The organism is Citrobacter sp. RHBSTW-00524, assembly GCF_013747755.1.
GTDB classification, from domain to species: Bacteria; Pseudomonadota; Gammaproteobacteria; order Enterobacterales; family Enterobacteriaceae; genus Citrobacter; species Citrobacter braakii.
On sequence record NZ_CP056421.1, the window covers coordinates 3,582,001 to 3,594,974 of the forward strand.

The following is a 12,974-nucleotide window of genomic DNA, read 5'->3' on the forward strand; positions in this document are numbered from 1 at the left end:
ACCACGCACACCGATGTGCGTGCCGGGGTTCACTTGTTGCGGACTGTCGTGTCATCTGCGTCCGCTAAGGAACCTTTAAAAACTGTCTAATAATCGTCGTCGTTCAGGCTGCGATTATTGCTATCAATGTGGCAGTTTTTAGAGGTTTCCCTGCACGGCCGGGGAATCTCTTCCCCGGCAACTACAATTACTTATGCACTACGTTTGAGCAGCATCGACTTAATATGACCGATGGCGCGCGTCGGATTCAGCCCTTTAGGACATACGCTGACGCAGTTCATGATGCTATGACAGCGGAATACGCTGAAAGCGTCACTTAAACCTTCCAGACGGCTGTCGGTCTCGGTATCGCGGCTATCAATTAAGAAGCGATACGCGGCCAACAGGCCTGCCGGGCCAATAAACTTGTCCGGGTTCCACCAGAATGATGGGCAGGACGTTGAGCAGCATGCACACAAAATACATTCATACAGCCCATCGAGCTTCTCACGCTGCTCTGGCATTTGTAAATGCTCACGAGCCGGAGGATTTTTCCCATTATTCAACAAGTAAGGCTTAATCTTCTCATACTGTGCGTAGAATTGCCCCATGTCTACCACCAAATCGCGCACAACCGGTAAACCTGGCAGCGGGCGAATGACAATTTTCTTGCCCGGCTGATTCAGCGCAGAAATAGGTGTGATACAGGCCAGTCCATTTTTGCCGTTCATGTTCAGACCGTCGGAGCCGCAGACCCCTTCACGGCATGAGCGACGAAACGACAACGACGGATCTTTTTCTTTCAGCTGCATCAACGCATCCAGCAGCATCATGTCGCGCCCTTCTTCCGCCTCCAGGATGTAATCCTGCATGCGCGGAGCGTCATCAACATCCGGGTTATAGCGATAAACTGAAAACTCGAGTTTCATTGTCCTGTCTCCGCATTAATAAGTACGAATCTTCGGCGGGAATGCCGGGCGCAGCTTCGGTTCCATATTGACTTGACGTCGCGTCATGGATTCCGACTCTGGCAGGTACAGGGAATGACACAGCCAGTTTTCGTCATCACGTTCCGGGAAGTCGAAGCGGCTATGCGCGCCACGGCTTTCGGTACGGAAGTTTGCAGATACTGCAGTGGCGTACGCGGTCTCCATCAGGTTATCCAGCTCCAGACACTCAACGCGCTGGGTGTTGAACTCGCTGGAGGTATCGTCCAGACGGGCATTTTTCAGGCGTTCGCGAATCGCTTTCAGCTCTTCCAGGCCCTTCGCCATCGCATCGCCTTCGCGGAATACCGAGAAGTTATGCTGCATACATTCTTGCAGCGCTTTACGAATTGCCACCGGATCTTCACCGTTACGGTTACCGTTCCAGCGATTCAGACGCGCCAGAGAAGCGTCGATTTCATCTTCGGTTGCATCCAGCAGGTCACCCTGCTCTGCGATAGATTCCTGCAGATGCAGACCCACAGCACGACCAAATACCACCAGGTCAAGCAGTGAGTTGCCGCCCAAACGGTTAGCACCGTGAACCGATACGCAGGCGATTTCACCGACGGCAAACAGCCCTGGGATCACCACATCTTCGCCCTGCTCATTCACGGTCAGCGCCTGGCCGGTGACTTTGGTCGGAATACCGCCCATCATATAGTGGCAGGTTGGAATAACCGGGATCGGCTCTTTCACCGGGTCAACGTGAGCAAAGGTACGGGACAGTTCGAGAATACCCGGCAGACGGGACTCCAGCACTTCTTTACCCAGGTGGTCGAGTTTCAGTTTGGCGTGCGGCCCCCACGGACCGTCGCAGCCGCGACCTTCGCGGATTTCGATCATGATGGAACGCGCCACCACGTCACGACCCGCCAGGTCTTTCGCATTCGGGGCATAACGCTCCATGAAGCGCTCACCGTGTTTGTTCAGCAGGTAGCCACCTTCACCACGACAGCCTTCTGTTACCAAAACACCCGCGCCAGCGATACCGGTTGGGTGGAACTGCCACATCTCCATATCCTGCACCGGCACGCCAGCGCGGATAGCCATACCGACGCCGTCACCGGTGTTGATGTGGGCGTTGGTGGTGGACTGATAAATACGGCCAGCACCGCCGGTCGCCAGCACGGTTGCGCGAGCTTTGAAGTAAACGACTTCACCGGTTTCGATACACAGCGCGGTACAACCAACAATCGCGCCATCGGCATTTTTCACCAGATCCAGCGCATACCATTCGGAGAAGATGGTGGTATGGTTTTTCAGGTTCTGCTGATACAGCGTGTGCAACAGCGCATGGCCGGTACGGTCTGCCGCTGCCGCGGTACGTGCCGCCTGCTCGCCGCCGAAATTCTTCGACTGGCCGCCAAACGGACGTTGATAAATTGTGCCATTATCGAGGCGAGAGAACGGCAGCCCCATGTGGTCCAGCTCCAGAATCGCTTCCGGACCGGTTTTACACATATATTCAATAGCGTCCTGGTCACCAATGTAGTCCGACCCTTTGACGGTGTCGTACATGTGCCATTCCCAGTTATCTTCATGGGTATTACCGAGCGCAACGGTGATGCCACCTTGCGCAGATACGGTATGGGAACGGGTTGGGAACACTTTGGAGAGCAGTGCACAGGTCTGACCGCTCTGGGAAATTTGCAGCGCCGCGCGCATACCTGCGCCGCCGGCACCAATCACAACAGCATCAAATTCTCTGACTGGCAGTTTCATTACACACCCCACACCACAACAAATCCATAAATGACGTAAACCACCAGCGCAACGACGATAGCCAGTTGCAGAATCAGGCGCACGGCCAGCGGTTTAACGTAGTCGGTCAACACCTGCCACATGCCGATCCAGGCATGAATCAAGATGGAGAAAAGAGCCAGCAGGGTGAAGACTTTGGTGAATGCCGATGAGAAGAAACCGGTCCAGACTTCAAACGTCAGTTCGCCGCTGGTGGCGAAGAAGCCGACCATATAGATGATGTATAACGTCAGAACGATAGCGGTAGCACGGACCAGAATGAAGTCATGTACGCCGTTGCGTCCTAATGCGGAGGCGTTGCTTACCATACGAGGACTCCTGCGAGAAGTGAAAGCACGACAATGATAACGAAACAAATTTTGGCGGAACGTGTCCCTGCTTCGAGGGTTTCTTCGATATAGCCAAAATCCATCAACAGATGGCGAATGCCCATTACGGCGTGATATGCCAGCGCAATCAGGATCCCCCACAGAATTAACTCCACAAAGAAGTTATTCATAATGGATGACGCCGCGAGGAAACCTTCAGGGGAGGAAAGGCTGGTACCCAATAACCACAACAGAATCCCGACCGCCACGAAGGTGATCACTCCGGATACGCGATGGAGAATGGACGCTATCGCCGTGATTGGGAACCGGATCGTTTGTAGATCCAGATTGACAGGTCTTTGTTTTTTCACATTTCTTATCATGAATAACGCCCACATGCTGTTCTTATTATTCCCTTTGGACTTCGGGTACAGAAGATGAAGACACCTGTAGCCTGAAAGACGACGGGATTTCCTTCCTCCGGTCTGCGTGCGGGTCAGACAGCGTCCTTACTATAACTACGCGTCATATAAAACACTGCTTCCAGATGCTAAAACGACACGTTACAACGCTGGTTGGCTCGGGATTGCAGGGTATTCCGGAGACCTGGCGGCAGTATAGGACGTTCACAAAATCATTACAATTAACCTACATATAGTTTGTCGGGTTTTATCCCGAACAGTGACATAGGTCACGATAACAACATTATTTTAATTTTTAACCATCTAATTTGACAATCATTAAACAAAGTTGTTACAAACAACACCAGAAAAAGCATATAATGCGTAAAAGTTATGGGGTCACTCTTTCACCGGACATTTAGTTATGTAACAGTGTGGAAGTATTGACCAATACAGTCAGGACAGTTATTAGTGATAGACAGGTTTAATAATTCGGATTGCTAAGTTCTTGATTTGCAGTTTATTCGCCATGAAAAGACCGTTTTACCTGCAAGCGCCCATAGCTCTGTACCCAGGTTATCCCCTCTTTCGCAGAGCGGCGAGCCAAATAACAAACTGGTAACGGTTCATTGATGTACGAAGGCAAATGTGAGTTCCAGCAGTCTTAAGCAATAAGGCGCTAAGGAGACCGTAAATGGCTGATACTAAAGCAAAAATCACTCTAAATGGTGACTCTGCTATTGAACTGGATGTGCTGAAAGGTACGCTCGGTCAAGATGTTATTGATATTCGTAGTCTTGGCTCAAAAGGGATGTTTACTTTTGACCCAGGTTTCACCTCTACCGCATCCTGCGAATCCAAAATTACTTTCATCGACGGTGACGAAGGTATTTTGCTGCATCGCGGCTTCCCGATTGATCAGTTGGCGACCGAGTCGAACTATCTGGAAGTGTGTTATATCCTGCTGTACGGCGAAAAACCGACGCAGGAAGAGTACGACGAGTTCAAAACCACAGTCACTCGCCATACCATGATCCACGAACAGATCACCCGCCTGTTCCACGGTTTCCGCCGCGACTCTCACCCGATGGCCGTTATGTGTGGTGTTACCGGGGCGCTGGCTGCGTTCTACCACGACTCGCTGGATGTGAATAATCCGCGTCACCGTGAAATCGCCGCCTTCCGTCTGCTGTCCAAAATGCCGACCATGGCAGCGATGTGCTACAAATATTCCATCGGACAGCCGTTCGTGTACCCGCGTAATGACCTCTCCTACGCCGGTAACTTCCTGAACATGATGTTCTCCACGCCGTGCGAAAAATACGAAGTGAATCCGATTCTGGAACGCGCAATGGATCGTATCTTAATCCTGCACGCTGACCACGAACAGAACGCCTCAACCTCTACCGTTCGTACCGCCGGTTCTTCTGGCGCTAACCCGTTTGCCTGCATCGCGGCCGGTATTGCTTCCCTGTGGGGACCGGCACACGGCGGCGCAAACGAAGCTGCGCTGAAAATGCTGGAAGAAATCAGCTCTGTTAAACACATTCCGGAATTTGTGCGCCGCGCGAAAGACAAGAATGATTCCTTCCGCCTGATGGGCTTTGGTCACCGTGTTTATAAAAACTATGACCCGCGCGCCACCGTCATGCGTGAAACCTGCCATGAAGTACTGAAAGAACTGGGCACCAAAGATGATCTGCTGGAAGTGGCGATGGAACTTGAACACATTGCGCTCAACGACCCGTACTTCATCGAGAAGAAACTCTACCCGAACGTAGATTTCTACTCCGGCATCATCCTGAAGGCGATGGGTATTCCGTCCTCCATGTTCACCGTTATCTTCGCCATGGCGCGTACCGTGGGCTGGATTGCACACTGGAACGAAATGCACACCGACGGCATGAAAATCGCTCGTCCGCGTCAGCTGTACACCGGCTACGACAAGCGCGATTTTAAGTCTGATATTAAGCGTTAATTGTCTGCCGGATGGTGCCAGCGCCTGTCCGGCTTACAGCCATTAATTCTCCCGGGTCGGACAAGGCATTGAAGCCAGAATCCGACCTGTTTTTTTTGATGCATATTATTTTATTCTCATCATGCTTTCTCTATGATTTACTGAGATTTCCGTCATTTCACTCAGGAGCATGGGATGCCTGTTTTGCAGTGGAGCCTGTTGTTTCTGCTATCGCTCCTTCTTTCCCTGTTCTTTTTGTTTATACACCTTCCAGGACCGCTGCTGCTCGGTTCGATGATCGTCGGCATCATATTCAGTATGCGCGGCATCTCACTGCACCCTCCCCGCTGCACATTTCTTGGCGCGCAGGCGATTCTCGGCTGCATGATTGCCCAAAACCTGACGGGCTCAATCTTAACGACCCTTACGGCCCACTGGCCGATGGTGATTATCATCCTGCTGGCGACCCTTATCAGCAGCGCGGTAATCGGCTGGCTGCTGGTTCGCTACAGTAACCTACCGGGAAACACCGGTGCATGGGGCTCATCACCTGGCGGTGCGGCGGCAATGGTGGCGATGGCGCAGGAATATGGTGCCGACATCCGGCTGGTGGCGTTTATGCAGTATCTGCGCGTACTGTTGGTGGTTGGTGCGGCGGCACTGGTCACCCGAGTGATGATGGGCGACCAGGCCCAAACGGTCAGTGAGCAAATTGTCTGGTTTCCGCCGCTGAGCAGCAATCTGTTCAGTACCCTGGCGCTGGCCGCCGTTGCCGGTACGGCCGGACGTGTATTGCGTATCCCCTCTGGCGTCATGTTGCTACCGATGCTGGCAGGCGCATTGCTGAATGCCGGAGGCGTGATGGTGATCGAACTACCGGAATGGTTGCTGGCGATTGCCTATATGGCCATCGGCTGGCAAATCGGCCTGGGCTTTGACAAGCAGATCTTTTTAATGGCGTTGCGCCCCTTACCGCAAATCCTCTTGTCCATTTTTTCACTGATGGCGATCTGCGCCGCTATGGCCTGGGGACTGGCGCATTACATGCAGATAGATTTTCTTACCGCCTATCTGGCGACCAGTCCAGGCGGCGTGGATTCTGTTGCGGTGATTGCCGCAGGGAGTCACGCCGATATGGCGCTGATCATGGCGATGCAAACCCTGCGGCTATTCAGTATTTTATTGACTGGCCCGGCGGTGGCGCGGTTTATTTCAGTACACGCGCCAAAGCATCCCGCTTAGTGCTGACATCCTGGACACCAGTAAAAGGGTCGTGAAGAGAGCGTCGTTTTTTCGATGATTCCGCCACAGCGCTCACAGGCTTCACCATCCCGGTGAAAGACCTTAAAGCGAAACAGCGCGCCGTGATGTTTGTTCTCATCCACCAGCCCGCGGGTGTTATAGGACAAACGAGGAATATCAAGCAGCGCATGCGCCAGCGCATCCAACTGCTCATCTCCGAGCATCGACGCTTTATGCTGCCCGGTCAGCCCTACCTGCCAGAGAATCTCTACCCGCAGGTAGTTACCTAATCCCGCCAGAAACGCCTGGTCCAACAGCAGGCCAGAAAACTGGCGATTGCGAAAACGCGGGGATAACAGACGCGCTTTCACGTCATCGGGCGTTAAACGTAAATCCAGGACGTCTGGCCCAACCCGTTGCAGGAACGGGTGGGTAGCGAGCTGTTCCGGCGTCAGCATGTCGATATCAGAGGCGCTATAGAGCAGAATAGTTTTGTCGTGTGTTTGCAACCTGACACGCAGTACCCGCGAAGTCTGCGGTATTTTGCCGGTATCCACCACTCGCCACACGCCATAGAGCTGATTGTGGCTGTACAGCGTCAATCCATTAGAAAAATGGGTCAGCAATGCTTTACCCCGCGTTTCAAGCTGGGTAACACCCTGCCCAATCAGTTGAGATTGATACGGTTTTAGCTGCTCAAAGGCAAACCAGACATCGGTCAGGGGTTTGCCTTTGACTGCCGCCTCCAGGTTATCCGCCGCGCGGCGGATCTCCGGGCCTTCAGGCATAATACTGTCCTTTTTTAATGTGTTGCACCGCCCGTCACTGCGATATCACTCTCCACCTGCAACGCGGTGGCAATCGCAACTTCCAGCGCCCGGCGCACCGTGTCCGCTGCCATACTTGGCGCCCCGGGGTGCAGTGCAGCCTGTTGCGGCAAATAAGGGATATGAATAAATCCTCCCTTCACCGCCGGAACGTCACGTAGTTTATGCAGCAGGCCATACATCACGTGGTTACAAACGAAAGTGCCCGCGGTCTGGGAAACCGAAGCCGGAATTCCCGCGTTGCGCATGGCAACAACCATCGCTTTGATCGGCAACGAACTAAACCACGCCGCCGGACCATCGGCCACAATCGGCACATCTACCGGCTGTTGACCCTGATTATCCGCAATACGCGCATCGTCAACGTTGATCGCCACGCGCTCCACGGTGACATCCGTGCGCCCCCCCGCCTGCCCCACCGCCAGCACCAGTGATGGCGACAGCGCGTCAATCGCACCATTGAGTACGGCAAGAGACTCGCCAAAGACGCACGGCAGTTGGCGGGCAACGACGCGGCATCCGCCGATGATAGCATTGTCGAGGCCCGAGACCACTTCCCAGGAAGGGTTAACTGACTCGCCGCCAAAGGGTTCAAATCCCGTGATGAGTACTGTTTTCATCCTGTCACCTTACAAGAACATCAGGAAATACATCAGGAACACGTTGACCAGCAGCAGCAGTATGCCGGTTGGCACCTGCGCTTTAATCACCGCGTTTTTATCCGGCAGCTCCAGCAGCGCTGCAGGAACAATGTTAAAGTTTGCCGCCATCGGCGTCATTAACGTCCCGCAATAGCCAGAGAACATACCAATTGCCGCCATTACTGCCGGATTGCCGCCGTGCTGCAGCACGAGGATCGGAATCCCAATTCCGGCGGTCACGATCGGGAAAGCGGCAAACGCATTGCCCATGACCATCGTCAGCAATGCCATGCCGAGGGTGTACACCGCCACTGCGATAAAGCGGCTATCCACCGCCAGGTATTCTTGCGTTAGCCAGGAAATACCGCTGCCTACGCCCGCTGCCGTAAACAACAGCCCGAGCGTGGCCAAAATCTGCGGCAGGATGAACGCCCAGCCGATGGAGTCCAGCAGACGGCGCGCCTCCTGAATCGGTTGGTGAACCCGCTCATGGGTCATTTTTATCGCCATCGCCAGACCAATCAACGAGCCTGCGGTCATGGAAAAGAGCGTCACCAGCGTGGCGTGATTACCCGGCCCAAACAGCGCATCCTGTAAGCCCGGAATATGGTTGAACATCAGCACGCCAATAACCGTTACCACCGGAATTGCCAGCGCCGGGAAAAACAGGCGATTACCCAGACGACTGGCGCTTTCTTCGCGCTGTTGCTGCGTTCGTTGATGGTAGCTTCCCAGCTTCACGCCGCCAAAACCGGCGATCAGGGCCAGCACGACCACCGCAACGCCAACGGCAATATGCACCGTGCGTTTGTCGCCAAACAGCGAATATGTCCAGTCGCCAAGCAGAAATAGTACGCCGTATATGCCCCAAAACAGGCCGGTGGTGAAGCGACGCGGGTTCGCTTTGTCCTGCCAGGACATCAGCGCCACAATCAGTAATACCGCTCCCGCCAGCCAGTAGAGATAGCTTTGTTGAAAATTCATTTCGCTTCCCCTTTCGCTGCGGCATTCGCTTTCGCCACCTCACGTTGCAAATAGCTATCCAGACGCCACAGACGCGTACCGTGGATCAGGAATGCACAAATTGCCGTAGGGATCCCCCACAAGGCAATATGCAGCGGTTCGGTCTGGATCCCACCAGACTCCAGCATAAAGTTGTGCATAAAAATGATGGCGCCGAAGGCAACAAAGATATCTTCACCGAAGAACAGTCCGACGTTATCGGTCGCAGCTGACATGGCGCGCAGACGATAACGTACCGCCCCAGGTATCTCGCCGTGATTTTTTTCTGCGGCCCCTTCCGCCATCGGCGCCAGCAGCGGACGCACCATCTGCGGATGCCCCCCCAGACTGGTCAGCCCTAACGCAGCGGTCGCTTCGCGAATGAACAGATAGACAATAAGCAGACGGCCACTGGTGGCGCTGCGGATTTTTGCAATCCACGCCTGAGCACGCTCTTTGAGTCCGTGGCGTTCCAGCAGGCCAATAACCGCCAGCGGGATCAGCAGGATAAATGGCAGGTTGCGGGTGTTAAGAAAACCTTCACCCAGCTTCTCAAGGATAGTGGCGATCGGCATATGCGCCGCCAGCCCCGTGACGATCCCGGCAATAATGACCACCAATACCGGGTTAAAACGTAAAAGAAATCCGACCACGATGACGGCGATCCCCGTCAATGGCCAGAGAGAAATTACCTCTCCCATAATTCAGTCCTGTATATGTTGTTGTGTAATATATTATTGTTTTGTATGAATAAATTTATGCGCTAATTTGAATATTGCATGCATTGAATGCGGCTCGCAAGCGACGGGCAAAAGCGAGTGCGTGCTCACCATCCCCGTGAATGCATACCGTCTGGGCTGTCACGCTCGCCCACGTTCCACTCTGGCTTTTTACTCTGCCGGATTGCACCATTTCTAGCGTTTGCGCCAGCGCCTGCTCTTCATCCTCAATCAATGCGCCCGGCTGGCTGCGCGGCACCAGACTGCCATCCCCCTGATAACCCCGATCGGCAAAAACCTCCTGACGTGTTACCAGACCATAGCGTTCACCCGCACGAATCAGTTCGCTTCCCGCCAGCCCTACCAGAACCAGCGACGAATCGCAGGCATACACCGCTTTAGCAATAGCATCCGCCAACTGAGGATCTTTCGCCGCCTGGTTATAAAGCATACCGTGCGGTTTAACATGACGCATTACGCCGCCCTGCGCACGCGTAATGGCAGCCAGCGCACCAATTTGATACAGCGTCTGTGCATACACCGTTTCCACAGGCAGGGTCATGGCGCTACGGCCAAAATTTTCCCGATCCGGAAAACTCGGATGCGCGCCTATCGCTACGCCATTTTTTAGCGCTTCGCGCACGCTTAAAAGCATCGTCTGCGCATCACCGGCGTGAAACCCACAGGCTATGTTGGCTGATGACACCAGTTGCAGCAGCGCTGCATCGTTAGGGCATCCCTCACCGAGGTCTGCGTTGAGATCAATTTTCATTGTTAAGTCGCCATGTTAACTGTTCCAGATAACGCTGCCGATCGTGGCGCGCCTTAAGCGCTTCCTCCAGCGAACACTGCACAAAATGAATCGGCTGGCCGAGCGGGATCTGCGCCAGATGATACATATCTGCTTCGATGATACAGGCGATACGCGGATAGCCGCCCGTCGTCTGAGCATCGTTCATCAGCACGATGGGCTGACCATTATGCGGAACCTGCACTACGCCAGGGAGCAAACCATGCGACAATAGCTCGCGATCGGTCGTACGCGTCAGCGACTGCCCCTGCAAGCGATACCCCATACGGTTGCTTTGCGGACTCAGTTGCCACGGGGAGCGCCAGAAAGAAGCCTGCGATACTTCGTCAAACTCCTGGTATTCAGGCCCGGGGAGCGCACGAATGTGGTTGCCCCACATCAGCTGTTTTACGCCCTGCGGCCCGCTGAATTGCCGGGTCGATGCGCCAATTGGCAGCCGATCGCCATCGCGCAGCAGACGCCCTTCCAGCCCGCCAATTCCGACTTTGAGATCGGTACTGCGCGAGCCCATTACTTCGGGCACATCAAAACCGCCCGCTACCGCCAGATAGCTGCGCATGCCGTGATGTGGACGTTTTAGCGTCAGACGCTGCCCGGCTTTCACCGGCAGCCGCCATCCGCTCCATACGGGAGTACGATCCAGGTGCGCTTCACATCCCGCACCGGTCAGGGCAAACCAGCCATCGGTTTCAAATTCCACCACCAACTGCCCCAGTGTGATTTCCAGCGCAGCGGCATTCGCATCATTACCCACCAGCAGATTAGCAACGTTCAGCGCCGGTTTATCCAGCGCGCCACAGTGACTGATTCCGGATTGACGAAAACTATGGCGTCCCCCGTCCTGTACTGAGGTGTACATGCCAGCGCGAATGATGTTTAACATATCCCCTCCTTCTGCGGGACAAAACGCACGGTATCGCCAGCCCTTAACAGAATCGGCTCCTGCCGTTTTGGATCAAATAACGCAACGGAGGTACGGCCAATCAATTGCCATCCGCCTGGCGTGGAAAGCGGATAGACCCCCGTTTGGGATCCGCCAATACCCACAGAACCTGCCGGAACAAGCAGACGCGGTTCCGCACGCCTCGGAGTATGGAGCGGTTCAGGTAAGCTCCCGAGATAGGGAAATCCCGGCTGAAAACCGATAAACCACACCACATAATCAACCGACGCATGAAGTTCGACGACCTGCTTGTCGCTTAATCCACTGTGCCGGGCGACCTCTGCCAGATCGGGGCCGAACTCACCGCCATAGGTCACGGGAATTTCAATAAAGCGCGAGTCCGGCTCCAGCGCCTCACTCTCTTCCCACCAGCGCTGCAGGCGTTCAATCGCATCCAGCGCCAGCGTTTTCGGGTCGCGCAGGGTAACCGTGATATTGTTCATTCCCGGAATAGCTTCCAGCACATTCGGGGCATCAACCAAACGCTGGGCCAGACGCCAGATGCGTTTCTGAGTTGCCAGCGTAATGGGAGGTTCCAGCTCAAGAACCACCGCACTCTCACCTAACAGATAACAACGCGCTCGCTGCACTTTCGTCCCTCTTTATTACGCTGGATTAGGAATATCGATAAAGGTTACGTCCAGATCGGTATTTTCATTCAGCCATTCGCTCAATGCGCGAATGCCGCCGCGTTCGGTCGCATGGTGACCAGCAGCATAAAAATGCAACCCCTGCTCGCGGGCTGAGTGAATGGTTTGCTCTGAAACTTCACCGGTGATAAAGGCATCGACACCAAACCGGGCTGCGCTATCAATGAAACTCTGACCGCCCCCTGTACACCAGGCGACGCGCTGAACTTTTTCCGGCCCGGTATCACCGCACCATAACGGTTTACGGCCTAAACGCGCTTCAATCCACGATGCCAGCTCCAGCCCCGGAACCGGCATGGAGAGTTCTCCCCATGGCACCAGCGGCTCGATTTCACCCATGACGGTGATCCCCAACAGCGCTGCCAGCTGCGCGTTATTACCCAGTTCCGGGTGAGCATCCAGCGGCAGGTGCCAGCCATACAGGTTGATATCATTTTCCAACAGCGTTTTCAGACGATTGCGCTTCATACCGCGAATAACCGGCGATTCGCCTTTCCAGAAATAACCGTGATGAACGATGACCGCATCCGCCTGCAGGCGTACCGCCTCGTCCAGTAACGCCTGACTTGCGGTCACGCCGGTCACGATTTTATGCACCGTCTCTTTGCCCTCAACCTGCAAACCATTCGGCGCATAGTCGCTAATGGCGGCGCTGTTCAGTTTGTCGTTGATCAGTTGTTCCAGTTCGGTGTTTTTCATCATCGTCCTCGTAGTCATAAATTCTGCCTGCCCAATCAGCAACAC

General features: G+C 54.3%; 14 protein-coding genes. 2 read left to right on the forward strand and 12 right to left on the reverse strand.

The features are described from left to right. Positions 1–191 precede the first annotated feature (191 nt). Genes sdhB through sdhC form a run of 4 tightly spaced genes read right to left on the reverse strand, consistent with a single transcriptional unit; the run spans position 192 to position 3,435 of the window. Positions 192–908, reverse strand: coding sequence for a succinate dehydrogenase iron-sulfur subunit SdhB (gene sdhB / locus HV229_RS17395; protein ID WP_181546003.1), 717 nt, complete (start codon positions 906–908; stop codon positions 192–194). 15 nt (positions 909–923) lie between these two features. After that, on the reverse strand, positions 924–2,690 hold the full coding sequence (sdhA, locus tag HV229_RS17400; RefSeq protein WP_003022919.1) for a succinate dehydrogenase flavoprotein subunit: 1,767 nt from the start codon (positions 2,688–2,690) through the stop codon (positions 924–926). Beyond that, a complete protein-coding gene (gene sdhD, locus HV229_RS17405; RefSeq protein ID WP_005122550.1) occupies positions 2,690–3,037 on the reverse strand; it encodes a succinate dehydrogenase membrane anchor subunit in 348 nt (115 codons plus the stop codon). The genes sdhA and sdhD overlap by 1 nt, the downstream gene beginning before the upstream one ends. Further along, on the reverse strand, positions 3,031–3,435 hold the full coding sequence (gene sdhC, locus HV229_RS17410) for a succinate dehydrogenase cytochrome b556 subunit (RefSeq protein WP_016152282.1): 405 nt from the start codon (positions 3,433–3,435) through the stop codon (positions 3,031–3,033). The genes sdhD and sdhC overlap by 7 nt, the downstream gene beginning before the upstream one ends. A gap of 697 nt (positions 3,436–4,132) precedes the next feature. Between sdhC and HV229_RS17415 the strand changes: the two genes are divergently transcribed. Both HV229_RS17415 and HV229_RS17420 read left to right on the forward strand, forming a co-directional pair. Continuing rightward, complete coding sequence (locus HV229_RS17415; protein ID WP_016152281.1) at positions 4,133–5,416, forward strand: citrate synthase; 1,284 nt, start codon at positions 4,133–4,135, stop codon at positions 5,414–5,416. A 174-nt stretch (positions 5,417–5,590) separates the two neighbouring features. Further along, positions 5,591–6,637, forward strand: a complete 1,047-nt coding sequence (locus HV229_RS17420) for an AbrB family transcriptional regulator (RefSeq protein ID WP_155574061.1) — start codon at positions 5,591–5,593, stop codon at positions 6,635–6,637. Here the strand turns inward: HV229_RS17420 and nei are convergent. The 8 genes from nei to ybgI are packed head-to-tail and all read right to left on the reverse strand — an operon-like array spanning position 6,634 to position 12,929. Continuing rightward, positions 6,634–7,425 (reverse strand): endonuclease VIII, encoded by a 792-nt coding sequence (gene nei / locus HV229_RS17425; RefSeq protein ID WP_181546005.1) that lies wholly within the window; start codon positions 7,423–7,425, stop codon positions 6,634–6,636. The two genes, HV229_RS17420 and nei, sit on opposite strands and share 4 nt — an antisense overlap. A gap of 14 nt (positions 7,426–7,439) precedes the next feature. Then, entirely contained in the window at positions 7,440–8,084 is a 645-nt protein-coding gene (gene pcp / locus HV229_RS17430) for a pyroglutamyl-peptidase I (RefSeq protein WP_181546007.1), read from the reverse strand. A gap of 9 nt (positions 8,085–8,093) precedes the next feature. After that, positions 8,094–9,089: a DUF979 domain-containing protein gene (locus HV229_RS17435; protein ID WP_016152277.1), complete on the reverse strand. Its 996-nt coding sequence runs from the start codon at positions 9,087–9,089 to the stop codon at positions 8,094–8,096. Continuing rightward, on the reverse strand, positions 9,086–9,808 hold the full coding sequence (locus tag HV229_RS17440; RefSeq protein ID WP_003831395.1) for a DUF969 domain-containing protein: 723 nt from the start codon (positions 9,806–9,808) through the stop codon (positions 9,086–9,088). Before HV229_RS17440 ends, HV229_RS17435 begins: the two co-directional genes overlap by 4 nt. Before the next feature lie 55 nt (positions 9,809–9,863). After that, positions 9,864–10,598, reverse strand: a complete 735-nt coding sequence (gene pxpA / locus HV229_RS17445) for a 5-oxoprolinase subunit PxpA (RefSeq protein WP_181546009.1) — start codon at positions 10,596–10,598, stop codon at positions 9,864–9,866. Continuing rightward, positions 10,588–11,520, reverse strand: coding sequence for a 5-oxoprolinase subunit PxpC (pxpC, locus tag HV229_RS17450; protein ID WP_016152275.1), 933 nt, complete (start codon positions 11,518–11,520; stop codon positions 10,588–10,590). The genes pxpA and pxpC overlap by 11 nt, the downstream gene beginning before the upstream one ends. Further along, entirely contained in the window at positions 11,514–12,170 is a 657-nt protein-coding gene (pxpB, locus tag HV229_RS17455) for a 5-oxoprolinase subunit PxpB (protein ID WP_046274709.1), read from the reverse strand. Before pxpB ends, pxpC begins: the two co-directional genes overlap by 7 nt. A 15-nt stretch (positions 12,171–12,185) precedes the next feature. After that, on the reverse strand, positions 12,186–12,929 hold the full coding sequence (gene ybgI / locus HV229_RS17460) for a radiation resistance protein YbgI (RefSeq protein ID WP_181547730.1): 744 nt from the start codon (positions 12,927–12,929) through the stop codon (positions 12,186–12,188). Positions 12,930–12,974 lie beyond the last annotated feature (45 nt).

What these genes read in the sequence shown, in the direction of transcription:
- sdhB (WP_181546003.1), bottom strand. Translation starts at nt 908, where the DNA reads ATGAAACTCGAGTTTTCAGTTTATCGCTATAACCCGGATGTTGATGAC.
- sdhA (WP_003022919.1), bottom strand. Translation starts at nt 2,690, where the DNA reads ATGAAACTGCCAGTCAGAGAATTTGATGCTGTTGTGATTGGTGCCGGC.
- sdhD (WP_005122550.1), bottom strand. Translation starts at nt 3,037, where the DNA reads ATGGTAAGCAACGCCTCCGCATTAGGACGCAACGGCGTACATGACTTC.
- sdhC (WP_016152282.1), bottom strand. Translation starts at nt 3,435, where the DNA reads ATGTGGGCGTTATTCATGATAAGAAATGTGAAAAAACAAAGACCTGTC.
- HV229_RS17415 (WP_016152281.1), top strand. Translation starts at nt 4,133, where the DNA reads ATGGCTGATACTAAAGCAAAAATCACTCTAAATGGTGACTCTGCTATT.
- HV229_RS17420 (WP_155574061.1), top strand. Translation starts at nt 5,591, where the DNA reads ATGCCTGTTTTGCAGTGGAGCCTGTTGTTTCTGCTATCGCTCCTTCTT.
- nei (WP_181546005.1), bottom strand. Translation starts at nt 7,425, where the DNA reads ATGCCTGAAGGCCCGGAGATCCGCCGCGCGGCGGATAACCTGGAGGCG.
- pcp (WP_181546007.1), bottom strand. Translation starts at nt 8,084, where the DNA reads ATGAAAACAGTACTCATCACGGGATTTGAACCCTTTGGCGGCGAGTCA.
- HV229_RS17435 (WP_016152277.1), bottom strand. Translation starts at nt 9,089, where the DNA reads ATGAATTTTCAACAAAGCTATCTCTACTGGCTGGCGGGAGCGGTATTA.
- HV229_RS17440 (WP_003831395.1), bottom strand. Translation starts at nt 9,808, where the DNA reads ATGGGAGAGGTAATTTCTCTCTGGCCATTGACGGGGATCGCCGTCATC.
- pxpA (WP_181546009.1), bottom strand. Translation starts at nt 10,598, where the DNA reads ATGAAAATTGATCTCAACGCAGACCTCGGTGAGGGATGCCCTAACGAT.
- pxpC (WP_016152275.1), bottom strand. Translation starts at nt 11,520, where the DNA reads ATGTTAAACATCATTCGCGCTGGCATGTACACCTCAGTACAGGACGGG.
- ybgI (WP_181547730.1), bottom strand. Translation starts at nt 12,929, where the DNA reads ATGAAAAACACCGAACTGGAACAACTGATCAACGACAAACTGAACAGC.